The following is a 26,150-nucleotide window of genomic DNA, read 5'->3' on the forward strand; positions in this document are numbered from 1 at the left end:
TATGGAAATAAGACTTGGTTTAGTTATCCTTATTTTTTATCTGCTACTTTGTTTAGGCTTCTATCTGTTTATTCGTAAAAAATTTGCCTTTCCTGCCTATTATATAATTTTTATCTGCGGATTACCTCTCATCGGTCTTTTGCTGATTGGGATTACGGCTGCTACGCGGCAGGCGGCTTCTGGCAGAATAGATATTGACAGTGACGAAGACGATATCAAACAGGAAGGGCCTAGTGACCGAGAGCTAATCCCGAATGATGAAAAAGACAGTAAAAACCTGATTTCTTTGGAAGAAGCTCTTCTTTTGAAAAATTCTGATTTGGCCAGAGATATTCTATTGGATATTATCGGTGAAAATCCGGAAGAATTTTTGGATTTGTTCTACTTGGCCAGACTTAATGAAGATGCTGAGGTTGTTCATTATGCAACGACAGTTATTGCAGAACTATCCAGGCAGTATGATTTAAAAATGGCTCAGATGGAAAAGGCGCATGCCAAAGAACCGAATAATCTGGAGATTTTAGCAGAATACTGTAATCTGATGGATGCTTATATAAAAAATGCATTTGTGACAGGACAGATGGCTCACTCACTGCGCACAGATTTGATAAGTCTCCTAGAGAAAAAAATCCGATTGAAGGAAAGCTTGGTTGATTATGCTAATCTGGTTGAACATCTTTTGAGTGTGCAAAATTATGACCGTGCTCAAACCTACATAGACTACATGATGCAAAGCTGGCCCGAAAATGAAAACCCCTGGCTGCTTCAGCTGCAGCTTTTTCTTGGATTGCAGCAAGGAGATGAAGCCGTGGCTTTAGCCCAAAAAATGAAAGAAAAGAACATCTATATTTCTGCCGAAAATAGAGAAATCGTTGACTTTTGGCAGGTGGCATAAATTGAACACGCCCTAAACGCTGCGGGAAAAAGACGGTCAAATACACAATTGATTTCACAGTTAGGTAGCCGTAAACGTCTGAAAGCTTTGCAGTCTTAACAGCCAGCCGCACCCTTCTAGTCGTTCTGGCAGGGGTGCGCAGACGAAATCACAGATTTCTGGCTTACCGCCATTTTCCTTTTGCGTTTTTACGGGCTTTGTATCTTGGTGTAATTGAACACGGGCTAAGCTCTTTGCAAAAAAGACATAGTAAGATTAGAATTGATTTCAAGTCAGCTAGCCGTAGCCGTCTGAAAGCTTTGTCGTCCTAGCGGCCGACAGCAGCTTTCTAGACATTCTGGCAGGGGTGCGCAGACGAAATCACAGATTTCTGACTTACCGTCATTTTTGCTGTGAGCTTTTACGCCCTTTGTATCTTGGTGAGGAGTGAAAGAGTGATAAAGAAAAGAAGGAAAATTTTCCGAAAAGAGGCTGTTTTTGTTTTAATTATTTTTTTAGCTATTACGGGTTTTCTTTTCGTACAAAAACGAGGGGAAGTCTACAAAGTGGATTCACAAAATGATACATATCTCACAGGGGATGTTCCCTCCAGCAGTGAAGTGTTTGCGTCTTTAAGTAAGGATACTTTGCTTATTGTTGACTCAGCAGATCCTTCCAGTCTGGCTGCTCAAGAACAGTTTGAACAGATTCTAAAAGATATGAGAATGGGCTATCAGACTGTGGATGTCGAAAAAGAAACTATTCCTGATTTTTCAGCTTATCAAAAAGTCGTTGTTCTGTTATCAGCACTTGACCTTATGCAGGAGCGAACTCCTGATTTAATGTCTTGGGTTTCTGACGGCGGCAATGTTCTGTTTGGGACAACTTTATTTCAAGAGGAAATCTTAAAGGGAATCGATCGGGATTTGGGTGTTGTGGATTCAAAAGTTGAAAATGCCGTAGTTACCAGTGTTTTTATTGATGAAGCTTTTATGATTGGCGGCGGGAAAGCCTATAAAATTGATGAACCTTTTGATGCTGCCAGAACAGTTTCTCTGACTGATGACAGCAAGGTTTATGCTTGGGTTGATGATGATGCTAAAAATCCGCTGGTTTGGGAAAAAGACTATGGTTCCGGTCATTTTGTCATTGATAATTTAGGTTTTTATAATAAATCTGTTCGTGGGATACATGCTGCTTCTTACAGTCTGCTTACTGATATAGCTGTTTATCCTGTTATTAACGGATCAACTTATTATCTGGATGATTTCCCTTCTCCTGTTCCAGCTGGAGATGCCAGCTTCATTAAGCGTGACTACAATATGTCGGTCTCAGATTTTTACACCAATGTCTGGTGGCCGGATTTATTAAAGCTCCATGAAAAGTACGCTATCAAATACACTGGTCTGGTTATTGAAAATTATGAGGACGATACGTCTGGAAACATTAAGCGTCAGGATGATACAGAAAGATTCAGTTATTTCGGCAATTCTCTGCTGGCAAATGGTGGTGAAATCGGTTATCATGGCTATAATCACCAGCCTTTCAGTCTGGATAATGTTGATTATGGTGATATTTACCCTAACTATAAAACCTGGGCCAGTACAGAGGCTATGGCAGCCTCACTGACAGAACTAGACAGTTTTATTAAAGAGCTTTTTCCCAATATCGAGACGTCAGTCTATATCCCGCCGTCTAATGTTCTTTCAGCTGAAGGCCGGCAAATGCTGGTCAGCCAGTTTCCTCAGATTAAAAGTATTGCCAGCAATTATTTTTCGGATGACCTTGCTTACAGTCAGGAATTTGAAATTGCCGATGACGGGATGATTGAACAGCCACGGACGGTTTCAGGGACAATTTGGGATGATTACACTAAATTGACAGCTTTTTCTGAATTGAACATTCATTTTGTCAATAATCACTTTATGCACCCTGACGATGCCTTAGATGAAGACCGAGGTGCTGCAAATGGATGGGCAAAAATGATTGAGAGCTTTGAGGGCGATGTTGCCTGGCTGCAGGCATCTGCTCCTGATTTACGTAATCTGACAGGTTCTGAGCTTGCTGGAGCTGTGCAGCGTTATGCTATTTTGAAAGTCAGTCAGACCCAAAATGAGAATCGTTTGGCTATTGAACTGGAAAACTTTCATGATGAGGCCTATTTAATGGTTCGGCTCAATAATGATGCCAAACCGGGGTCTGTTTCAGGAGGGGACTTAAGCCATCTGACCGGCAACCTCTATCTTTTGCATGCCAAAAGCGGAACAATCTCAATTGAATTAAATTAAGGAAATACGATGAAAATTTGTTTAGTTTTAGAAGGGTCCTACCCCTATGTCCACGGCGGTGTTTCGACTTGGGCCCACCAGTATATAACTGAAATGAAGGAACATGAGTTTATTATCTGGGCTATCGGGGCCACGAAGAAGAAACGCGGTCAGTTTGTTTATACACTGCCTGAAAATGTTGTGGAAGTCCATGAAGTTTTTTTGGATGATTTAGATACGGATAAGAATGGAGCGTCAGGCCGTGGCCGAAAACAGCTGACAAAAAATGAATTTCAGGCCTTATCTCAGCTGGTATCCTGTGAGCAGCCCAACTGGTCGACTCTGTTCAAACTTTTCCAGTCGGGACAGCTACACCCAACCGAATTTTTAGAAAGCGAAGACTTCCTGCAAATGGTTAGGGAAATCTGCTCAGAAAAGTATCCTTTTATTCCATTATCAGATGTCTTTCATACCATGCGCTCGATGCTGCTGCCTCTGCTTTGTCTTTTGACTAAAGAAGCACCAAAGGCTGACCTTTATCATGCGATCTCAACGGGTTATGGCGGTGTTTTAGCAACGCTTGGCGGCTATGTCTATCACAAACCAGTTCTTTTAACAGAACATGGCATCTATACGCGTGAAAGAGAAGAGGAGATTATTCGGGCTGATTGGGTTTTACCTTCTATGAAAAAACAGTGGACTGACTTTTTCTATATGCTGTCAGAAGTAATCTATTCACGGGCTGACCGTGTTACCAGCCTGTTTACGAAAGCTCGGGAGACGCAGATTGAAATTGGCTGTGACCCAGCTAAGTGTCAGGTCATTTCTAACGGTATTGACTATGACAGTTTTTCCAAAATCGCACGAAAAGAGGCTGATGGCTGGATTGATATCGGAGCAGTTATTCGCTTAGCAGCGATAAAAGATGTAAAAACCCTGATTTACGCTTTTTACGAGGTATCCTCGCGTCTTCCTAATGTCCGCTTGCATATTATGGGCGGCGTAGATGATCAGGAGTATGCGAATGAATGTTATGCTTTGGCAGACAAACTGCAGCTGGATAATCTTATTTTTACAGGACGGGTAGATATTAAAGCCTATATGGAAAAACTGGACTTTACAGTTCTGACAAGTATTTCTGAAGGGCAGCCCTTATCTGTTTTGGAATCAATGGCTGCGGGGCGGCCTTGCGTAACAACAGATGTCGGCTGCTGCCGGGAACTGCTTGAAGGAAAACCAGACGACTCACTTGGTCTGGCAGGCTACTGTGTCCCGCCGACTTACCGCGAAGGTTTAGCTGAGGCAATGATAAAAATGAGTGAACATCCTATCGCCAGAACACAGATGGGAGCCATTGCCCAAAAGCGTGCTGAGCGCTATTATCAATATCCGCAAATGATTCAGCAGTATCGACAATTATATAAGGAGTATGAACGTTCATGGCAGGTATAGGTTTTGAACTAAGAAAAATTCACAATCGGGAAGGATTGCTGTCGAAACAAAAGGCTTACAGTTATGCCGGTATTATTTACGGGGGACCGGTTATCTTAGGAATAGCGCTTAACGCTGCTGTTGTTTTTCTAAGCTTTACGGGTAAAATGGATAATAGTCAGCGTGACGGTCTGATGGTCTTGCTTTCTTATGCTATTTTAGCATCATTGGCAGTGTCTAATCTATTCTCTTTTATTGTTACGCGCTATATTTCGGATATGCTCTACGAACATAAAACAGAACGCATTTTACCTTCATTTTACGCTTCCAGTGCCTGTGCATTGTTTTTGGGAGAAATTTTATACGGAACGTTTCTGATTGTTTCAGGTATTTCCCCCTTGCAGATGATTTTGTCTTTGCTGCTGTTTGGGGAATTAACGCTTATCTGGAATGCTATGAACTATTTGACGGTCATTAAGGATTACCGCAGTATTATCACAGGTTTTTTGGCTGCCGTTGTCACTACCCTTCTGCTTGGCTTTTTCAGTCTCTCTCTGGCTTTTTCAGACGGCCTGCTTTGCAGTGTTGTTTTAGCTTACGGCCTGATGCTTTTGTGGTTGGTTTGGCTTTTAAACCGATATTTTCCTGCTAATCACCGGCCTTCTTTTGAATTTTTAAAATGGTTTGATTCCTTCTTTGACTTATGCAAAGTCGGCATTTATTTGTTTATCGGGCTTTTTGCCCATATTGTTGTGATTTGGTTCAGTCCTTTAGGCAGAGAAATGGCAGGCATTTTCCGCAGTGCTCCGGCTTATGATATTCCGGCTATGTTTGCTTTTTTAACCACTCTTGTGTCAACTGTTAATTTTGTGATATCTGTTGAGGTTTTCTTTTATCCGAAGTTTAAAACCTATTACCGGCTTTACAATGAAGGGGGAAATCTTTTAGAAATTGAAGAGAGTGAAGTCGAGATGCTGGAGGTTCTTAATAATGAATTAAAGTATTTGGGCTGGAAACAGTTGTTAGCCACTATTTTGGTTATGTTTGCTGGGACGACACTTTTAGATTATTTGCCTCTGGGTTTTAATGGTCAGATGCGGGGCTATTTTCAGACTCTTTGTCTGGCTTACGGTCTGTATGCTGTCGGCAATGCCTATTTGATGGCCTTGCTTTACTTTGCTGATTATAAGGGAGCTAAGAAATGTGCAGGACTTTTTGCTGTGGCCAGCCTTTTCTTGACTATTGCTTCGCAGTTTTTTGATAAATATTTTTATGGTTTTGGTTTTCTTGCAGCATCAGCCTTGCTGTTTATCTTTGCCTCTGCCAGATTAAATACTTTTACAGAAGACTTACCCTACCATGTGCTGGGCAGACAGCCACTGAATCATGCAGAAAAGAGCGGTTTTTTCACACATTTGGCAAACTGGCTGGGGAATGAAGAAAAAAACTTTGATTGATAAATAGCTTGTTCAAACAGCGGTAATTTAGTATAATGACAGGGATATTTTACTAACTTAGAAAAGGCGGGATAATGAGAAAGAAAGTGCTGATAAGTTTTATCGTTCTGACTGTTGTCGGTTTAAGTTTTTTAATTTCAACTTATTTCATGAAAAGATCTATATATAAAAGGACTTATTCCTATTCGGATAATATTTTAGCCAATCCCTTGATGGGATATGCACCATCCGCCCTTGAAGATGTAGTATCTGATGATATCAGCTTAGTGTATGTGGACATTACCTGGAAAGAGCTGGAAGCTGAAAAAGGGGTTTATAATTGGGAAGCCATTGAAGAAGAAAATCAATTTGCCAGATGGCGGGATGAAGGCAAACACATCGTCCTGCGTTTTGTTTTAGACTATCCGTCTGATGACAGACACCAGGATATTCCTGAATGGCTGACAGATGAGATGGCTGATCCTGGCGACTGGTACCGTTCGGAACTTGGGAAGGGTTTCTCACCGAATTATGCTGACGAAAATTTAATCAGCTATTACCAAAGGGCTGTAGAAGCAATGGGAGAGCACTGGGGAAATGAAGAGTTAATCAGTTTCATTGAACTTGGCGGCTTAGGACACTGGGGAGAATGGCATGTTGACCTCGAGGCTGGTATCAGACAGCTCCCCGATGCATCTGTGAGAGAACAGTATATAGAACCTTGGCTGTCTGCTTTTCCTAAGGCGGATTTGCTGATGCGCCGGTCTTTTAAAGCTGCTGAGAAGTATCAGCTTGGCCTTTATAATGATATGGCCGGCCATCTGACCAGCACCAATGAATGGCTGGACTGGATTGAGTCAGGCGGTGTTTATGATCAAACAGGAGAAAAGGATCTTGTGGCCATGCCGGATGCTTGGCAGGAATCGCCAATTGGCGGTGAATTTACCAGCTCTAATACGATGAAGACCATGCTGGTGAAGAATTTAGAACAGACCGTCCATCTCATCCGGGAGTCTCACACAACTTTTCTCGGTCCTAAAATTGCTCAGAATGTCAGCGATAATAAAAAAGGCTATAACACGGTTTTAAAAAATATGGGCTACCGTTTATGGCTCTCTGCAGCAGATCTGAAGGAGAGCGGCAGCAGTACAGAACTGACTATGACATGGAAAAATTCTGGGGTAGCCCCTTTTTACAGGGACTGGCAGGCTTATGTCTATGTTCAGGATCTTACGGGAAGAGTGGTTGAAAAGGCGGAACTTCCTCTTGAGCTGACTAGTTTGCTGCCGGATACAGAGCAAACAGTCTCCGTAGATTTAACAACAAAAGATGTGGCTGATGCCACTAAAAATCAATACCGTATTTCAATAGGAATTGTTGATCCAATGACAGGCAAAGATGCTGTCTATTTTGCAGTGAAAGGCCAGGAAGAGCAAAATCGCTTGGTTTTATTTGAGTGACAGATGTCCTGCTATTATTTAGAAAATGAGGTAAAATATGTCCATTTTAGTAACTGGAGGTGCCGGCTATATCGGCAGTCATACTGTTGTCGAACTGATTGCAGCGGGATTTGATGTGGTCGTAGTTGATGATTTTTCTAACAGCTCTCCTGAAGTATTAAACAGGCTAAAGATGATTACGGGCCGGAAAATTCCTTTTTATGAAGGTTCAATCTTGGATAAAGAGTGCCTGGATCAAATTTTCAGGGAGAATGCGATTGAGTCTGTCATTCATTTCGCAGCATTTAAAGCTGTCGGCGAGTCCGTTGAGCAGCCCTTGAAGTATTATCACAATAATGTTACAGGCACTATCACTCTTTTAGAGACGATGGCTGAGAACAAGGTTAAAAACATTGTGTTTAGTTCCAGCGCAACCGTATACGGCATGCATAATCCTTCCCCTTTAACAGAAGATATGCCAACTTCGGCAACCAATCCCTACGGTTATACAAAAGTCATGATGGAACAAATTCTGAATGATGTCGCAGCGGCAGATCCGGAATGGTCGCTGACCAATCTGCGCTATTTTAATCCTATCGGTGCCCATAAAAGCGGTCTGATTGGGGAAGCGCCAAATGGTATTCCAAATAACATTATGCCTTATATTACTCAGGTTGCGGTCGGAAAACTGAAGGAATTGAATGTTTTCGGCAATGATTATGATACATCTGATGGTACCGGTATCCGCGATTATATACATGTTGTTGACTTAGCAGAAGGCCATGTTCTTGCTGTGAAAAACAATCTTAAACGAAAAGGAGCCAAGGTCTACAATTTAGGGACAGGAAGTGGATACAGCGTTCTTGATTTGGTTAAAACGTTTGAAACCATCAATCAAGTAACGATTCCTTATACGATTAAAGCACGACGTGCCGGCGATATAGCGATTTGCTATGCTGACCCGAGTAAGGCAAGGACAGAACTGGGCTGGACGGCTAAAAGAGACTTATCAGATATGGTAAGAGATGCCTGGAGATGGCAAAGCCAAAATCCTGACGGCTATCAAAAATAAGTCTGGAGTTTCTGGCTGCAATAAAAAAGAAAAACACGGCTTTGCCGTGTTTTTATGCTATAATGGAATTTAGAACACAACGTATAGCTGGCTGACAGTAATAAGGCTGCTTCTCAGTCTGACAGACTGAGAGTTCTGCTAAAAACTGCAGTCAGCAACCATATCCAATAAGGAGCGAAATATGCCTGATAATAAAACCAGTCTTGTGATTGTCACAGGAATGAGCGGTGCCGGAAAAACTGTTGCTATCCAGTCATTTGAAGATTTAGGCTATTTTACTATTGACAATATGCCGCCGGCTCTGGTTCCTAAATTTTTAGAACTGGCTGAGACAAGCGATGACAACGACAAAGTTGCTTTGGTTGTTGATATGCGTAGCCGTCATTTTTTTAAAGAACTGCAGAATATTCTGGATGAAATCGAGCTGAATCCGGCGGTTGATTTGCGCATACTTTTTTTGGATGCGACAGACAGCGAACTAGTCTCCCGCTATAAAGAAACCCGCCGCAGCCACCCGCTTGCCCCGGCTGGCCGCGTCATGGACGGAATCAAGATGGAACGAGAGCTTCTGGCTCCTTTAAAAAATTTAAGTCAGAACGTCGTCGATACAACGGATTTAACACCGCGGGCGCTGCGAAAAACGATTTCCGAACAGTTTTCCAGCGAGACAGACCAATCTGCTTTTCGGATTGAAATCGTGAGTTTTGGCTTTAAATACGGTCTGCCCTTGGATGCTGACTTGGTCTTTGATGTCCGTTTCCTGCCTAATCCTTATTATAATCCGCAAATGCGCGAACTGACTGGACTGGATCAGAAAGTCTTTGATTATGTCATGGCGCATGAATCCTCACAAAGCTTTTATCAGCACCTGCTGGACCTGCTTGTCCCTATTCTTCCGGCCTATCAGAAAGAAGGCAAATCTATTTTGACAATTGCAGTTGGCTGTACAGGCGGTCAGCACCGCAGCGTTGCCTTTGCCCACCGTTTAGCTGAAGAGCTCAAGACCAACTGGGCGGTTAACGAAAGCCATCGTGATAAAAACCGCCGTAAGGAGACCGTAAATCGCTCATGAAAAAACCTAAAATAACTGTTATTGGAGGCGGAACCGGCATACCGGTTATTCTCAACAGTCTTCGTTTGGAAGATGTGGATATCACTGCAGTTGTAACTGTAGCCGATGATGGCGGTTCATCCGGTGAAATACGGTCAGCCATGCAGCTGACACCGCCGGGAGACCTGCGTAATGTTTTGGTCGCCATGAGTGATATGCCCAAATTTTATGAAAAAGTATTCCAATACCGCTTTAAAGAGCAAGATGGAGCTTTGGCCGGCCACCCTTTAGGGAATCTGATTATCGCCGGAATCTCTGAAATGCAGGGGTCAACTTACCATGCAATTCAGCTTCTGACAAAATTTTTCCATATCACGGGGAAAATCTACCCTTCAAGTGAGCAGCCATTGACACTGCATGCCGTCTTTCAGGATGGCCACGAAGTCGTAGGAGAAAGTCAAATTGCAGACTATAAGGGGATGATTGATCACGTCTATGTGACCAATACCTATAATGATGAGGTGCCCAAAGCCAGCCGCAAAGTGGTAGAGGCCATTATGCAAAGCGATATGATCGTTCTTGGGCCTGGCTCGCTTTTTACCTCTATCTTGCCCAACTTAGTTATTCCCGAAATCAGACAGGCGCTTGTCGATACTGCAGCAGAAGTAGCATATGTCTGCAATATTATGACCCAGTATGGGGAAACTGAGCGTTTCACAGATGCAGACCATGTTGCTGTTCTCAACCGTCACCTCGGGAAAGATGTCATTGACACTGTTTTGGTCAACGTTGAAAAAGTACCGCAGGACTATATGAATTCCAATAAGTTTGATGAGTATCTGATTCAGGTTGAGCATGATTTTCAAGGCTTAAGCCAGACGGTGAAACGTGTGATTTCTTCAAATTTTCTGCGTTTAGAAAACGGCGGAGCTTTCCATGACGGAGAATCTGTTGTCGAAGAATTGATGAATTTAGTAAGGATGCGAAAAAGATGACCTTTACCCGGACAGTCAAGGAAGAGATTCTAAGAGTACAGACAAACGACAAAAACGAATTGGCGGCAATTATCAAAATGTCCGGCAGTCTCAGTCTAACTGACCACAGCCTTAACTTATCCATAACGACTGAGAACGCAAAGATTGCCAGATACATCTATGCTCTTATTGAAAGTATTTACCATACTGTACCTGAGGTCAGCTACCATCAAAAGCCTAATTTACGCAAAAATCGAATTTACACTGTATTATTGGCTCAGCATGTAGCAGAGCTGCTATCCGATCTGAAATTGGCCGATTCATTTTTTGGCCTTGCAACTGGGATTGAACCGCATATTTTAGATGATGATGAAGCCGGCCGCTTTTATTTGCGGGGGGTCTTTCTTGCTGCCGGAACTATTCGCGATCCTGAGTCAGGGAAGTATCAGCTGGAAATATTTTCAGTCTATCAGGATCATGCTGAGGATTTAGCCAATCTGCTGCACAAATTTATGCTGGATGCTAAAGTGATTAACCGTAAAAACGGAGCTGTAACTTATCTGCAGAAAGCAGAAGACATCATGGATTTTCTTATCCTAATCGGTGCAATGCAGGCGAAAGAAGTTTTTGAGGAAGCAAAGATAATGCGTGAAACACGCAATGATTTAAATCGTGCTAATAATGCAGAGACAGCCAATATTGCTAAAACGGTGGCAGCCAGCATGAAAACCATCAGCAATATCCTTAAAATAAAAGAGACCATCGGTTTTGAAGCACTGCCTGCCGAACTCAGGCAGGTTGCCCAAATCAGACTGGATCATCCGGACTATTCTCTGCAGGAAATCGCTGATAAATTGGAGACACCTCTAAGTAAAAGCGGTGTTAATCACCGTCTGCGCAAGATTAATAAATTAGCAGCTGAGCTGTAGGAGTAATTTAAGGATGCTTTTTTGTTCTGCTGTACATACTATGTGAAGCACTAAGAGAAGGCAGGCATAAATGAGGTGCCAAAACCGCTTGATCTGCATTTAGACATGTTTATCGAAAGGAGAAAGCCAAATGGGCTGTACAACAATTTTAGTGGGGAAGAAGGCAAGCTACGATGGCTCTGCCCTGATTGCCAGAACAGAGGATTCACAAAAGGGTAGTTTTTGCCCAAAAGCATTCAAGCTTATTCAGCCAAAGGATCAGCCTGCTGAATACCAGTCAGTTTTGTCATCATTTAGGCTGCCCTTGACCGAGGTGCCTCTGAGCTATACCTCTGTGCCAAATGCTCTTGCTGATGAAGGCATTTGGGGAGAAGCTGGGATTAATGAAGCGAATGTTGCCATGAGCGCAACTGAAACAATTACCAGCAATGCGCGTGTGCTAGGTGCTGATCCTCTGGTTGCCTCTGGTATCGGAGAAGAAGATATGCTAACCTTAGTCTTGCCTTATATCCGATCAGCAAGAGAAGGGGTGGAGCGTCTGGGAGCCTTACTTGAAAAATACGGCACTTACGAGGCCAATGGTGTAGCCTTTGCCGATCTTAATGAGATTTGGTGGCTGGAAACCGTCGGAGGCCATCACTGGATTGCCCGCCGTGTGCCGGATGACTCTTATGTGACGAATCCTAACCAGCTGGGAATAGATTATTTCGAGTTTAATAATCCTAAAGACTATCTCTATGCCAGTGATTTACGCCGATTTATTGAAAACCATCATTTGGACTTGACCTATACCCATGAGCATTTTAATCCGCGCTATGCTTTTGGCAGTCAAAGTGATAAAGACCGCCGTTATAATACACCGCGCTCATGGATTATTCAGCGTTTTTTAAATCCCGACATCCAGCAAGATCCTCAGTCTTTTTTCCTCCCTTGGTGTCAAAAACCTTATCGTAAAATAACGATAGAAGATATCAAATATGTCTTAAGCAGCCATTATCAGGATACCATTTACGATCCATACAGTTCTGCAGGCAGCCAGACGAGCCAGCGTCTTTTTCGTCCAATCGGGATTAACCGGACCAGTCAAACTGCTATCCTGCAGCTGCGTCCTGATCAGCCTCAGGAAACAAGCGGTATTCAGTGGCTGAGCTATGGCTCGATGCCATTTAATACCATGGTTCCTTTTTTCACTCAGGTAAGCACAACACCAGCTTATTTTGCAGAAACAGGAGAGAAAGTGACCACTGATAGTTTTTATTGGACTAATCGACTGATTGCTGCTCTGGCAGACAGCCACTATCAGGAGCATGAAGAGACTATTATGGCTTATGTAGAGAAAACTATGGCACAAGGGCATGCCATGATTAATAAGGTTGATTGTGCTTTGGCTAATGGCCGCTCTGTCGATTTTGAAGCTGAAAACCAAGCAATGAGCGACTTTGTCGAAGAGGCTACTCAAAACCTGCTTAGTCAAATCCTTTTTAAAGCCAGCGAATTGATGACTAATCGCTTTTCTGCCAGCGATTAAAAGTTCAAAACTAGGTGAGGCAGACTGCTTTCTATTTCTAAATTAGATAATCAGAAACCAGCATCGTGTGCTGGTTTTTGATTATCGCTGATTTTCTTGCTATTTGGGGAACTGTTTGGCGCTGTTTGTCTTTAAAACTATTTTTTAGGATTTAAATAAAAAAATAGTGACAAACCGAAAAAGTTTTGCTATACTTAACTGGTAAACAATTAACTGGTTAACAAAAAGGAGGCCTTATGAAAAAGCAATTGGTATGGCTGCTGAGTTTCGTCAGCTTGTTTTTAATCGGTTCAGCAGTATCAGTCAGAGCTGTTTTTGCAGATGAAAAACTGAATCTTGTGACAACTTTTTATCCTGTCCATGAGTTTACTAAAGCTGTTGTAGGAGATGAGGGGAAGGTTACAATGTTGATTAAAGCAGGTACAGAGCCGCATGACTTTGAACCGACCACCAAAAATGTGACAACTATCTCTGATGCAGATGTTTTCGTTTATTTGGATGAGAATATGGAGACTTGGGTACCAGATGTCAAAAAATCTTTAGATTTAGATAAGCAGACCGTTATCAAGGCGACCGGAGATATGCTGCTTATGGCAGGCAGTGAAGAAGGTGAAGAAGAAGGACATGAGGGACACTCTCACGCATACGATCCGCATGTCTGGCTCTCACCAAAGCGGGCTGTAACTCTTGTGGAGAATATCCGCGACAGCTTAATTAAAAAATATCCGGATAAGAGCGCTGTTTTTACTGACAATGCTGCAGCCTATATTGAAAAACTTAAGAGCTTAGACCAAGATTATACGGAAGCTCTATCGCAGGCTAAACAAACGAGTTTTGTAACCCAGCATGCTGCTTTTGGCTATTTAGCATTAGATTACGGTCTGGAACAAATCCCTATTACCGGTGTTTCAGCTGAGACTGAACCCAGCGCTAAACGTCTGGCCAGCTTGACAAAATATGTTAAAAAGTACGATATCAAATATATTTATTTTGAGGAAAATGCTTCCAGCAAGGTTGCAAAAACATTAGCTGATGAAGTCGGAGTTAAAACTCAAGTGCTCAATCCTCTGGAAAGTTTGAGTAAGAAACAAATCGAAGCAGGAGAAGACTATTTTTCTATTATGCAGGCCAATCTCAAAGCTCTGCGATTAACAACAGATGTTTCCGGCAAGACCATTAAGGCCGAAAAGGATACTGAAAAAACAGTGGCCAACGGCTACTTTGATGATGATGATGTAACCAACCGTTCTCTTAAGAACTGGCAAGGTGAATGGCAGTCTGTCTACCCTTATTTGACAGATGGTACACTGGATGAAGTATGGGATTATAAGGCAAAGGCAAATAAAGATATGTCTGCCCAAGAGTATAAAGCTTACTATACAACCGGCTATCAGACTGATGTTGAAAAAATCACAATTGATGGCAAGAAAAAAACAATCACTTTCCAGCAAAACGGTCAAGAACACACTTATACCTATAAATATAAAGGATATGAGATTTTGACTTATAAAAAGGGAAACAGAGGCGTGCGTTATCTTTTTGAAGCAACAGACGATAATGCAGGAGAATTCAAATATGTCCAATTCAGCGACCATGGCATCACCAGTCAAAAAGCGGAGCACTTCCACCTCTACTGGGGCGGAGAAAGTCAAGAAAAGCTGCTGGAAGAGCTGGAAAACTGGCCGACATATTATCCGGCAGATTTAAGCGGCCGGGAAATCGCTCAGGAAATTATAGCACACTAAAGCCTGAAATAAACAAAAGTCTGGAACTCTTGTTCCAGACTTTTTGACTGCAAATTTTTCTGAAGGACGCCTCGCTGCTTTATCCATTATTGACTGTTGGAAGCTCTGCCAGCTGAGCAGTGATGATGCGTTTCTTAGAATAACGTAAAAAAGTTCTGCCTGCTGAGAGTATGGGCTGGCTTATGCTATACCGCCAGACGTTTCTTTTACTTCTACAATCTGAAAAACCAGGCGGAATGTGTTTTTCATTTTAATTTTACACTTTTATTTACCCATTTTTTCTGCTTGTGGTATATTATAGTAAAAAGCAGAAATGGGGGATTGTTTTATGAAAGCAGCCGTTGTTTATCAGCCCGGCGGACCTGAAGCTCTTGTGGTAGAAGAGAGAGAGAAGCCAGAACTTAAGGAAGGCTGGAGTTTAGTTGAAATTTTAGGTTTTGGTCTCAATCATTCAGAAATTTTCACCAGGCAGGGCCTGTCTCCCAGTGTTACTTTTCCCCGCATCTTAGGGATCGAATGTGTCGGTCAAATCGCGGAAACCACATCTGATGACTTTCAGATCGGTCAGACAGTTATTTCAATTATGGGAGAAATGGGCCGGGATTTTGATGGTTCATATGCAGAATACACCCTGCTGCCAAATAGCCAAATTTACCCTGTAGAGAGCCAGCTTCCTCTGGAGCAGCTGGTCGCTTTGCCGGAGACTTATTACACTGCTTATGGAGCGCTGAAAAACCTGCAAATCAAGGCCGGTGATACCACTCTTATTCGAGGAGCTGCATCGGGAGTAGGTATTGCCATGCTGAGATTAATAAAGGCTAAGTTTCCGAATAATCAGGTTTACGGCAGCAGCCGCAGCTTATTAAAAGAAAAGGAACTTCTGCAAAAAGGTTTTGATGGTATCATTGTTGATCAGCAAAATACATTGCAGACATCACGGAGCTTTGATAAGATTTTAGAGCTGATTGGACCGGCTTCGATCAAAGACTCTTTCAGTCATATTAATGAACATGGCATTGTCTGTTCTAATGGTCAGCTTGGCGGGAAGTGGTATTTAGAAGAATTTGATCCGATTATGGAACTCAAAAACAACAGCTATCTGACCAGCTTTTATTCCGGCATTGTCAGCCAAAAAGGGATACAGGAACTGCTGGATTATGTCAGTCAATATCATGTTGATGTCCGGCCCGAAAAAATTTTTTCACTGGAGCAGATTGCTGAGGCACATAGCTATCTGGAAAGCCGCTCAGGATTAGGCAAAGTGATCGTTCTTAACCAAATTGTAAAAGACAGTTAACGGACTGTCTTTTTTGTTTAATAAAAAAATAAGAAAAAGGCTGTATTCTAATAAACATGATTTCATTCATTCAGCGGTTATTCAGACAAAATCAAAAGGTTATGGCTGTATAACAAGCCTAAGATATATTTGAAAAGCGCCTTGTGCAATCAGACAAATCCGCCATTGAGGCAAGGACAGGAAAATTTTTTGAATACACTGAATAGTCGTATAATGTTTGATTTAGTTAACTAATTGTTGTTAGAAATAAAGGAGAATGAACATGGTTAAAGAACTTGAAACCAGTTTTAAACGTATTGAAACAAAATATATTGTAGACGCAGAAAATGTTTCTGCCTTGCTAACTGATTTGAAAGAATATCTAGTCGAAGATGATTTTCCCAGATCCACTATTTCCAATATCTATTTTGATAATCAGGATTTTCAAGTTATACGTGATTCTATAGACAAAAAAAACGGCCGCGAAAAAATTCGGATGCGCACATATGCGGATAATCCAACAGCAACCAGCCGCGTTTTCCTTGAACTGAAGAAAAAAGATGCTGAAGGTATCGGTCACAAGTACCGCATCGCATCAGACTTATCTTCGGTTCTTCGGTTCATGGAAGATGGGAGAACAACCAATGCAACGGTTGACGACAAAGAGCTCATTAATGAGCTGACGGCTTTAAAAGAACGTTACACTGACTTGATGCCCAAAATGTATATCTATTATGAGCGCTATTCTTTAAAAGAAAAACACTCTATTGAAGGCTATCCTCAAACAAAAGTTCGGGTTACAATTGATCAGAATTTAATTTACCGCGACTATGATGTCACCATGCTGACAGAACATTATGGGAGAGATTTAGTCGGGGAAGGGAAAGTGATTATGGAAATTAAGGCACCTGGTGAACAGCCGGAATGGCTTCAGGAAATTTTAAAAAAACATCAGCTTGAACCGGCTTCTTTTTCAAAATACGGCACAGCTTACCGCAAGTCTCAAGGAATTTTGCAATAGAAGCGCCTGATTTACTGTTCAAATCACTATAGAGTTGTATCGCTCTAGCACTATTGATCAGCCAGGTAAAGGGCTTTACTTGCTACAGAACTGTATGGGCTTGAACTTAACAAGAAAGAAAGGACAGCAGAAAAATGACAGATTTATTTGACAGTGTTTACACACAGACAACAGCAGCAGTTGAACCACGAATGCTTTTCTTATCTTTGGTAACCAGTCTTATCTTAGGAGCAGCTCTAGCCTGGGTTTACAAATATCGTACTTTTTATACGAAAGAATTCGTTGCCACTCTGATTTTACTGCCAAGTATTATCAGTTTAATTATCTTTTTGGTTAACGGCAGTTTAGGAACCAGTGTGGCGGTTGCAGGGACTTTCAGCTTGGTTCGCTTCCGTTCAGCAGCTGGAGGTGCCAGAGAATTGCTTTCACTCTTTCTGGCCATGGCAATCGGTCTGACGGTAGGTATGGGCTATCTTTTGCTGGCACTACTGTCAACGGCACTTTTTCTTATTATTTGGCTGCTTATGGAAAAATTTTCTTTGCTCAACAGCAAACAAACCAGACGGTATCTAACGGTAGAGGTACCAAAAGAAAAGGAAGAAGAAATACGAATCAGCACTGTCCTCAAGAACAGCTGCAGCAGCTCAGACCTTATTTCTGTCAGCAGTTCTAAGGAAGGCAGCTACTTGCGCTTAGATTATGAGGTTGATTTAAAAGATGGTGTGGACGATTATTATTTAACTAATCAGCTGATTCACAGTGTTAACCGCATTGACCTCTCTCTGAGTAAAAAACCTAAGAAGAAAAAGAATCTTTAATGATTTTCTATATTTCTAGTTAAGAAATGAATTGAGCAAAATCTAAAATCCCAGTGCAAAAAAACTGTACCGGCTTAAAACCGTAAGAGGCGTCTGCGAAATCAAAGGTTACGGCCTTACCGCCAGCCGTAAACGACTGAAAGCTTTGCCGTCTTTACAGCCGACCGCACCTTTCTAGTCGTTCTGGCAGGGGTGCGCAGACGAAATCACAGATTTCTGGCTTACCGCCAGCCGTAAACGTCTGAAAGCTTTGTCGCCTTAACAGCCGACCGCAGCCTTCTAGTCGTTCTGGCAGGGGTGCGCAGACGAAATCACAGATTTCTGGCTTACCGCCTATTTTCCTTTTGCGTTTTTAACGGGCTCTGTATCTTGACTGGGAATTGTGGTAAAATAAGATTATCTCTTAAGGCAGTGTAGGAGCTGTTTGGCTGTCAATGGTCTAAAAACTGAAATTACCTAGGAAGATGGCCTGTCTTTTACTAAACGGGAAAATGTTTTCCAGTTTTCATTCTGTGTAAAATAAAAAGGAAGTATGATAATGGCTTATATTAACAAAATTAAACAAGCACAGGTTCTTGATTTAAAAAAGGAAGTTCCTATAGAGGAAGATCAAATACTGTCCTGTACCTTGGTGCAGCGAAAAGATTTGGGGCTGACAGTATTTTCACTGGATAAGGGGCAGGAAATCGGACGCCACACAGCCTCAGGCGATGCAATGGTGAATATTTTAAGCGGCAAAGCTAAGATCACGATTGATCAGGATGACTTTATCGTCAAAGCCGGTGAAACGATTGTCATGCCAGCAGATATCCCCCATTCACTGTATGCAGAGGACGCTTTTCAAATGTTGCTTACTGTTGTTAAGAAAGAGAATTAAATCATGAAAATTAATCTCAGTCAGATGGTTCGCTACCATGATGGTCAAATTACCAGCCGCTCTTTATCAAAAAAACTGGGTCTTAGCAATCCGATAATGATTTATTCACTGGATAAAGGAGAGACAATAAGCAGTGAAAACAGTCTGCGAACAAAAATTATTCAGGTTTTAGATGGCCGTTTAGAGGTGGCACTTGCTGATAAAACTGCGCAGATTTTATCCAAACAGGATTTAATGGTTATTCAGAAGAATCAGACTCACGCTTTTAAAGCCATACAAAGAAGCCAATTTTTACAGATAGAATTATAGGAATTTAAGCTGGATGTGCCGGCAAATATGTCAGGGAAATAAGTCAGGTGTTAAAAACCTTTTGTTGATGAGAATAAAATACATGTATACTCTTAGAAGCGCTGTGTTTATCAGCATACTTTTAGGAGTTTTTTATTGGGCAAAAAAAGGAAAGGCAGATCTTTTTCTCAGAAAGAAGAAGTTATTATTACAACTTTATAACAAAAGTCTTAATTATTTGTCTAAAAAAGCTGTATTATCAAGGATTAAGAAGGGAACAGCAAAAAAATGAAAAATATAATTTTTAACCAATCAGAAATATAAGAATCATTTGTTTTTAATATTTCTGTGAGATAATCACAAAAGTGCTTTTTGAGCTTTGATTATCAAGGGGTTTCGTTTAGTAACAAATTAACCAAAGTGTAAAAAAGACAATCAATTTATAAGGATTATTCTTATTAAGCTATGAAAAAAGTAAAAGTAATGCTTGTTTTCGGAACAAGACCAGAAGCGATTAAAATGGCTCCTCTTGTACATCAGTTAAAGAAGCAGGACGATTTTTTTGAAACAATTGTCGTTGTTACCGGCCAGCACCGAGAAATGCTGGATCAGGTTTTAAAAGTCTTTGCCATCACGGCAGACTACGATTTGGATATCATGGAAGCCAATCAAGGCTTAACGGATATCACTGCTAATATTTTTACGGCTTTGGATCCTGTTTTAAAAGAAAGCAGGCCGGATCTTGTTCTGGTTCACGGAGATACCACAACAACTTTTGCTGCTGCTACAGCAGCATTTTACAATCAAATTAAAGTCGGCCATGTCGAGGCCGGACTTCGGACTTGGGACAAATATTCGCCGTTTCCTGAGGAAATGAACAGACAGCTGACTGATGCTGTAGCAGATCTTTATTTCGCTCCGACTGAAGAAAGCAGGCGGCACTTATTAAAGGAAAGCCGTCCTGAGGAGACTATATTTGTAACAGGTAATACGGCTGTTGATGTCTTGAGCCTGACTGTTAAAGACGATTACCGCCATCAGCTTTTGGACAGCCTTTCTCCTGGCCGCAAAATGATTTTGGTGACCATGCACCGGCGTGAAAATCAAGGAAAACCCATGCAGCAGGTGTTTAGGGCTCTCAGAGAGATTGCAGATTCTTACGATGATATTGATATTGTTTATCCGGTTCATCTCAGTCCAGCAGTTCAAAAAACAGCTCAGGCCTTTCTTAGCGGCCATGATAGGATTCACCTAATTGCCCCTTTAGATGTTGCTGACTTCCATAATTTTGCTGCCAGGAGCTATTTCATTATGTCTGATTCAGGCGGTGTACAGGAGGAGGCGCCTTCTCTGGGGAAACCGGTGCTTGTTTTGCGTGACACAACAGAGCGTCCTGAAGGTGTTTTGGCAGGAACCCTGAAGCTGGTTGGGACAGAAGGCCAAAATATTAAAAAAGCTGTAACAGAGCTGCTGACAGATTCAAAAAGCTATCAGCGGATGGCTCAGGCGGCTAACCCCTATGGTGATGGGGATGCTGCCAAACGCATCACACAGGCCATTGCTTATTATTTTGGTCTGTCGGCTAACCGGCCTCTTGATTTTGGAATTAAGGAGTCATAATGTATCAAAGAAAGTATCTTATTTTAGAAACACTGGGTCTCGTCTTATTGAGTGGGGCGATTGTTGCCTTTACGCTTACCATGGCTGACGGCTTTTTATATGAAATTGTACTCCTGCTTATCCTTGCTTTGCTGAGTGCTGTTTTTCTCAGTGATATGATGGCAACATGGCTCACTTTATTTTCATTGGCGCTCTCAACCATTATTTTAGTAGCCGGTGTTGTTTATATTCCGCTTTATCAGAGACTGTTGCTTGCTCTTACCTTTCCGCTTGTTCTGGAATTAGCCAAGCGGCTGGTCTATCAGCACCATCTGCGCCTATCCAAAGTCAAAGATGAAACGCAAAAGGCTTATCATTATTATCAGGATTATGCCGCAATGATTGAGACTGAAAGTGAAGAAGAACTGCAGATTTATCTGATGCACTGGGCTCACAATGATTATTTTGAGCAAATCCATTCTAAAGAATTCCGCCGCATGCTGAAACGAATCAAGATGACATTGCATAGATACTGCAATTACGGTTCAAAGATTTTTTATTTATCGGATGGTGATTTCATTATCTTTTCTCCCGATAGTAGTGATAATTTTCAGACATTTTTTCAAGAACGGGTTTTGCCTGAGTTAGCAACTCTGCATTTTCGCAACACCAAGAGTGTCCACGAAGTTCAATATCAAGGTGGCTATCTTTTGCTTAATAAAGCTAATCTGCATGACTACCAAGATTTTGATGATGCCCTAAACCATTTGCTCAGACAACTGGAGACTGATATTATTGTGGAATATTAACAAGGAGCTTCTATGTTAACGGATATTTTTTTCATTTTTGCTTTAGTACTGAGTTTGTTTTTTGCGGGCTGTTTTTTAATTTTATTTATTTGTTATCTAGTTATTTATAATAAAGTCAATAAAAACTTTAAGGTGGTTAAACATGATTAGTCAGATTATTATGATTGTAACGCTGGTTTCAATCTGGTTTTCACTGGCCTGGAGTCTGATGACTCTATCTTCGGCTACACATTTTTGGCTGAAACACAGTAATTTTAAGGTTAATACTGATCCCTTAGAGGAGTATCCTGTAGTAACAATTGTTGTTCCTGCACATAATGAAGATGTCGTTATTGCACAAACAGCCAGTGCGATTTTGGATATGAACTACCCGCATGATAAAGTCGAACTTTTGCTGTTCGCAGATAATTGTGATGATAATACCTATTCAGAATGTCTGAAGGTAGAAGCACTGCCTAAGTATGCTGGCAGGGATATCACGATTATTGACCGTAAAGGGACAGGCGGCAAGGCCGGAGTTCTCAATGATGCTTTAAAAATGGCTAAAGGTGACTATATCTGTGTCTATGATGCGGATGCAATGCCTGAAAAGAATGCCCTCTATTTTTTGGTCAAGAAGGTTTTAGAAAATCCCGACCGTCATGTTGCTGCCTTTGGCCGCAATAAAACACGCAATGCTAAGCAGAATTTTTTGACACGCTGCATCAATCAGGAAATTGTCGTGACTCAGCGCATTCAGCATGTCGGTATGTGGCATCTCTTTAAAATAGGCCGTATTCCAGGCACAAATTTTATCATCAACCGTGAATTTGTGGAAAGCATCGGCGGCTGGCGCAACGGCGCCTTAACAGAAGATACGGATATCTCCTTTAAAATTATGCAGAGCGGAAAGCTGATTGCACTGGCTTATAATTCTGAAGCTTTTCAGCAGGAGCCTGAAACAGTAAAGACTTATTACATGCAGCGAAAACGCTGGGCAAAAGGCAATTATGAAGTCGTTCTGGCCAATTTTAAACACCTTTTTGATAAAAGCAATTGGCGGGTAAAATTGGAAGTCTTTTACTATTCTTGTACTTTCTTCTGGTTCAATGCCGCCATTATTTTATCTGACCTTGTTTTTCTGGCTAATATTACAGCTATGGGACTTCATCTGTTTGTTCCAGATGTTCGTCTGCCTTTTACCTTTGATTCAAGTAATATCTATATTACCCAGCTGATGCTGTTTAATTGGATACTGATGATTTTACTTTATCTTTTACAAATTAATATTTCCTTAGCTACACAGTTTGGACAGGCAACAGTCAGACAGGTGTGGCTGGCTCTGGCTGCCTATTTTACCTATGCGCAGCTGTTCATTATAGTCTCTATTGATTCCGTTATTTCGGTAACTCTTGATAAGATTTTCCGGCGTGATGGGACTAAATGGGTTAAAACAAAACGATTTGCAGGTTAGGAGAAGATGTGAAGCGAACAAAATTTAGATTTATTTGGTTTACAGTAGTTTTAGCAGCCTTGACAGCTATTATGTTCTATGCCAGAAAGGACAGCACAGGTATTTTACAGAAGAACAGTTATAAGGAGTGGCAGCAGCACTTTGTTGTTGCAGGACAGGATTATGCTTATGTCAAAACAAGCACGGACAAAGACAAAGATATTGTCTTGTCCGAAGCACAGGGCTATGGTATGCTGATTGCTGTTGATGCGGCAGAAAAAGGCCAAGCGCAGCAGGAGGATTTTGAAAAACTCTATCAGTATTACCTTTCTCATAGGGAAGGAGAGACTCAGTTAATGTCCTGGCGGCAGACAGTTATTGAAAACCAAGTTAGTGCTGAAGCCAATAATGCTACAGACGGCGACCTTTATATTGCTTATTCTTTGATAAAAGCAGCGAAACAGTGGCCTAAAAAATCTGATGACTATCTGCAACAGGCACAGGCGATTTTACAAGATATTCTGACATATAATTATAACAGCGAACAAAAAATTCTGACTGTCGGCAACTGGGCAACTGCAGACAGTAAGTTTCATAATCTTGTCAGAACATCAGACATCTTACCAGCTCAGTTTCAGGCTTTTTATGACCTTACGGGCAATAAAGACTGGCTGACCATCAAAGATTCAATGCTTTCCAAATTAGAGACTGTCAGCCAACAATATGAAACCGGACTTGTTCCTGATTTTGTTTGGGTTGACGGCGATACAGTATCTCCTGCAGAGCCCAACGATATCTCAACAGAAAATGATGGGGACTATTCATACAATGCCTGTCGTCTCCCCTACAATTTAGCTCAAAGCAAGGATAATAAGAGCCAAAAAATAGTAACAAAAATGCTGGACTTCTTTATGGAGGAAGACAGTATTAAAGCAGGATATGATTTAGAAGGCCAGCCCTTAAACCAGTATCAGGCTTCCAGTTTTTCTGCTCCGGTTTTTTATGCAGCTAATAAAAATAATGATTACCGTAAGCTGGTTCAGCAGAACAAATACATTTTCATGACTGAACTCTCTTCTGAAAATTACTATGAAGCAGCTTTAGTCACTTTAGTCGCTTTAGAATCATTATAATATCAAAAACTCTTGGAGAAAGCCCAGTCGGCCGGAACTCTCCAAGAGTTTTTTAAAACAAGATACAAAGACCGTTAAAAACGCAAAAGGAAAATAGGCGGTAAGTCCGAAATCTCTGATTTGGCAGACGCACCCCTGCCAAGACGACTAGAAGGGTGCGGTCAGGCGGCTGGTACTGAAATCAGTCTACATGCCTTTTCTTCTCCCTTCCTTTTTAGTCTCCCAGTCTGTTTGTTAATAAAAGAGTAGGTGAAACAAAAAAGATAGTTTGAATGAGCAAATGATTCATTTTTTAGATTATTAGAAGTATGAAACATTTTGGTTACAAATGTTACATGATGTTTAGGAAATCTGAAGAAAGATTGTTTCTTTGTTATTTCTATGTTAAAATGGCTGGTATAGATGTTATTATGACATCTATACTTATAAATAAAGAGGTTTTAACAATTATGAAAATGAAGCGAAAACTTTTAAGTTTACTTACAGTTTTAGCGGCTTTAATAGGGATCTTTTCATTAAGTCAGACAGTTAAAGCAGAGTCGGTTACAAATTATACTAACACAGCTACTGTGACGAAAGAAGATGGAACCTTGCTGTCAGAAAATGCTTCAGTAGGTTACTGGGAGCCTCTGGCGGTTAGTAACCGTATCACTTTTCCCGATGAACAAGCTATTAAAGCAGGAGATACTTTAACGCTCAAATTACCTGAGCAGCTGAGTTTTTCCACTACTATACCTTTTGAGGTCATGCACGACAGCGGTGAGTTAGCCGGTCAAGCTATTATCAATTCTGAAACAGGTGAGGTCACTGTGACCTTCACGGATATTTTTGAACGACTTCCGCTTGATAAACAAATGTCTTTAAATTTTAATGTGCTGGTCAATCATAATACCGTTCCTACAAACACTCCTATTAATATCACATATGAAGGAGTGGTTTATCCGCTGATAGTGGAAGAACATACGGTGGTACCTGTCAGTCCAGTTATTACTAAGACGGGCTATCAGGATAATCTTGATTCCAGTATTATCCACTGGCGTGTTTTAATTAACAGTCAGCAAAGTTTAGTTGAAAACTTGACAATTGCTGATACACTTGGCGAAGGGCAGGAACTGATTCCGGAATCAATGCTTGGTGTCCAGCTTCAGTTTGTTGACGGGGATCCTGTCGACTCACTTGATGAGGCGGCTTCACGTCCTTATCATTATGACTTTTCAAAAGATATTACTTATACAAACGATGCGTTAGGAAAAACGAACGGCTTCACCTATACTATAGGAGGAACCAGTAATAATGCGGTTTTCCTATCATATGATACGCGTTTGACTTCTGCGCAGGCTGCTGGTACGGATATGACAAATTCTGTTGCTATTTCAGGCCAAAATATTACCTATACTACTGAGACAGGGTATGCCCGTATAGAAGCTGCATACGGCAGTGCGTCATCGAGGATTCTCCCTAATGTGTCTGAGGAAACAACAACAACCACGCAGACAACAACAGAAAATGCAACGACAACTTCAGCACCAACGACAACAGAAAATGCTGCAACGACAACAGCAGGAACGACAACGGAAAGTTCAGTAAGCACATCAGAATCAGCTACAACAAGTCCAACTAACAACAGTTCTGAAAATACTGGCACAACCAGTTCAGTTTCTGAAGGCGGTCCGGTAACAACAGTCTCATCACAAAGTAAAAAAGCTAAAAAAGCTTCTCTTCCCAGCACTGGTGATGAAAACAGGCTGTTACTGCCTATCATAGGTATTATTGTAGTCAGTATCACGATTTGGCTTTTCACTGGCCAAAAAGCTAAGAAAAATTGAGAATGACAATTCACATAAATCATAAAAGACGGAACCTAGGGTTCTGTCTTTTTTGTTTAACTTGCCTGACAAAGCAGCTTCTCTTAGCGAATTTCTGTTAAATAAAAGACTCAAAAAAATTAAGCCGTCTTCAGCTGAAATGATAACAGCAACAGAATTGATCTAAAAGCGTTTACAGTTGTTTCAGTTAATTGCTGCAGTAATAAGATTGCTAAATGATTTTAATTAGTTTTGTCTTATAAATCATGTCGTGTTAAATAGAATCAAAAACAAAAAAGCCAAATTCGAAGAAATCGAACTTGGCTTAATACTGTTTTTAGTCGGT

General features: G+C 41.3%; 21 protein-coding genes. All 21 read left to right on the forward strand.

The window, feature by feature from the left end; translation table 11 throughout:
* Position 1 precedes the first annotated feature (1 nt).
* The 21 genes from A0O21_RS02905 (at position 2) to A0O21_RS03010 (ending at position 25,825) form a co-directional block, all read left to right on the forward strand.
* On the forward strand, positions 2-895 hold the full coding sequence (locus A0O21_RS02905; RefSeq protein ID WP_067060966.1) for a hypothetical protein: 894 nt from the start codon (positions 2-4) through the stop codon (positions 893-895).
* Between the two features lie 437 nt (positions 896-1,332).
* Entirely contained in the window at positions 1,333-3,162 is a 1,830-nt protein-coding gene (locus tag A0O21_RS02910; RefSeq protein WP_067065079.1) for a DUF2194 domain-containing protein, read from the forward strand.
* Between the two features lie 9 nt (positions 3,163-3,171).
* Complete coding sequence (gene pelF, locus A0O21_RS02915) at positions 3,172-4,593, forward strand: GT4 family glycosyltransferase PelF (protein ID WP_067060969.1); 1,422 nt, start codon at positions 3,172-3,174, stop codon at positions 4,591-4,593.
* The gene (gene pelG, locus A0O21_RS02920) at positions 4,581-6,029 is read left to right on the forward strand and encodes an exopolysaccharide Pel transporter PelG (protein WP_067060972.1); all 1,449 of its coding nucleotides are present in this window, start codon (positions 4,581-4,583) and stop codon (positions 6,027-6,029) included. The genes pelF and pelG overlap by 13 nt, the downstream gene beginning before the upstream one ends.
* A 74-nt stretch (positions 6,030-6,103) precedes the next feature.
* Entirely contained in the window at positions 6,104-7,468 is a 1,365-nt protein-coding gene (locus A0O21_RS02925) for a DUF4832 domain-containing protein (RefSeq protein WP_067060975.1), read from the forward strand.
* 37 nt (positions 7,469-7,505) lie between these two features.
* The gene (gene galE, locus A0O21_RS02930) at positions 7,506-8,519 is read left to right on the forward strand and encodes a UDP-glucose 4-epimerase GalE (RefSeq protein WP_067060978.1); all 1,014 of its coding nucleotides are present in this window, start codon (positions 7,506-7,508) and stop codon (positions 8,517-8,519) included.
* A 181-nt stretch (positions 8,520-8,700) separates the two neighbouring features.
* A complete protein-coding gene (gene rapZ / locus A0O21_RS02935; RefSeq protein WP_067060980.1) occupies positions 8,701-9,591 on the forward strand; it encodes an RNase adapter RapZ in 891 nt (296 codons plus the stop codon).
* Complete coding sequence (locus tag A0O21_RS02940) at positions 9,588-10,565, forward strand: YvcK family protein (protein WP_067060983.1); 978 nt, start codon at positions 9,588-9,590, stop codon at positions 10,563-10,565. The genes rapZ and A0O21_RS02940 overlap by 4 nt, the downstream gene beginning before the upstream one ends.
* On the forward strand, positions 10,562-11,473 hold the full coding sequence (gene whiA / locus A0O21_RS02945; protein WP_067060986.1) for a DNA-binding protein WhiA: 912 nt from the start codon (positions 10,562-10,564) through the stop codon (positions 11,471-11,473). Before A0O21_RS02940 ends, whiA begins: the two co-directional genes overlap by 4 nt.
* Before the next feature lie 130 nt (positions 11,474-11,603).
* Positions 11,604-13,001: a C69 family dipeptidase gene (locus A0O21_RS02950; RefSeq protein WP_067060989.1), complete on the forward strand. Its 1,398-nt coding sequence runs from the start codon at positions 11,604-11,606 to the stop codon at positions 12,999-13,001.
* 236 nt (positions 13,002-13,237) lie between these two features.
* Positions 13,238-14,746, forward strand: a complete 1,509-nt coding sequence (locus A0O21_RS02955) for a zinc ABC transporter substrate-binding protein AdcA (RefSeq protein ID WP_067060992.1) — start codon at positions 13,238-13,240, stop codon at positions 14,744-14,746.
* 328 nt (positions 14,747-15,074) lie between these two features.
* Positions 15,075-16,043 carry a zinc-binding alcohol dehydrogenase family protein gene (locus A0O21_RS02960; RefSeq protein WP_067060995.1) on the forward strand — a complete coding sequence of 323 codons (969 nt, stop codon included), beginning with the start codon at positions 15,075-15,077 and terminating at the stop codon, positions 16,041-16,043.
* Between the two features lie 262 nt (positions 16,044-16,305).
* Complete coding sequence (locus tag A0O21_RS02965; protein ID WP_067060998.1) at positions 16,306-17,043, forward strand: polyphosphate polymerase domain-containing protein; 738 nt, start codon at positions 16,306-16,308, stop codon at positions 17,041-17,043.
* Between the two features lie 134 nt (positions 17,044-17,177).
* Positions 17,178-17,861, forward strand: a complete 684-nt coding sequence (locus A0O21_RS02970) for a DUF4956 domain-containing protein (RefSeq protein WP_067061003.1) — start codon at positions 17,178-17,180, stop codon at positions 17,859-17,861.
* A gap of 538 nt (positions 17,862-18,399) precedes the next feature.
* Positions 18,400-18,738: a cupin domain-containing protein gene (locus A0O21_RS02975; protein WP_067061006.1), complete on the forward strand. Its 339-nt coding sequence runs from the start codon at positions 18,400-18,402 to the stop codon at positions 18,736-18,738.
* A gap of 3 nt (positions 18,739-18,741) precedes the next feature.
* Positions 18,742-19,047, forward strand: coding sequence for a cupin domain-containing protein (locus A0O21_RS02980; RefSeq protein ID WP_067061010.1), 306 nt, complete (start codon positions 18,742-18,744; stop codon positions 19,045-19,047).
* A 444-nt stretch (positions 19,048-19,491) separates the two neighbouring features.
* Entirely contained in the window at positions 19,492-20,646 is a 1,155-nt protein-coding gene (gene wecB / locus A0O21_RS02990; RefSeq protein ID WP_067061017.1) for a non-hydrolyzing UDP-N-acetylglucosamine 2-epimerase, read from the forward strand.
* Positions 20,646-21,434 carry a hypothetical protein gene (locus tag A0O21_RS02995; RefSeq protein ID WP_067061020.1) on the forward strand — a complete coding sequence of 263 codons (789 nt, stop codon included), beginning with the start codon at positions 20,646-20,648 and terminating at the stop codon, positions 21,432-21,434. Before wecB ends, A0O21_RS02995 begins: the two co-directional genes overlap by 1 nt.
* Before the next feature lie 142 nt (positions 21,435-21,576).
* Complete coding sequence (locus tag A0O21_RS03000) at positions 21,577-22,887, forward strand: glycosyltransferase family 2 protein (protein WP_067061024.1); 1,311 nt, start codon at positions 21,577-21,579, stop codon at positions 22,885-22,887.
* An 8-nt stretch (positions 22,888-22,895) separates the two neighbouring features.
* On the forward strand, positions 22,896-23,999 hold the full coding sequence (locus A0O21_RS03005; protein ID WP_067061027.1) for a family 8 glycosyl hydrolase: 1,104 nt from the start codon (positions 22,896-22,898) through the stop codon (positions 23,997-23,999).
* A gap of 449 nt (positions 24,000-24,448) precedes the next feature.
* Positions 24,449-25,825, forward strand: coding sequence for a collagen binding domain-containing protein (locus A0O21_RS03010; protein WP_067065082.1), 1,377 nt, complete (start codon positions 24,449-24,451; stop codon positions 25,823-25,825).
* Positions 25,826-26,150 lie beyond the last annotated feature (325 nt).

Origin of the sequence: Streptococcus pantholopis (genome assembly GCF_001642085.1) — a bacterium.
GTDB classification, from domain to species: Bacteria; Bacillota; Bacilli; order Lactobacillales; family Streptococcaceae; genus Streptococcus; species Streptococcus pantholopis.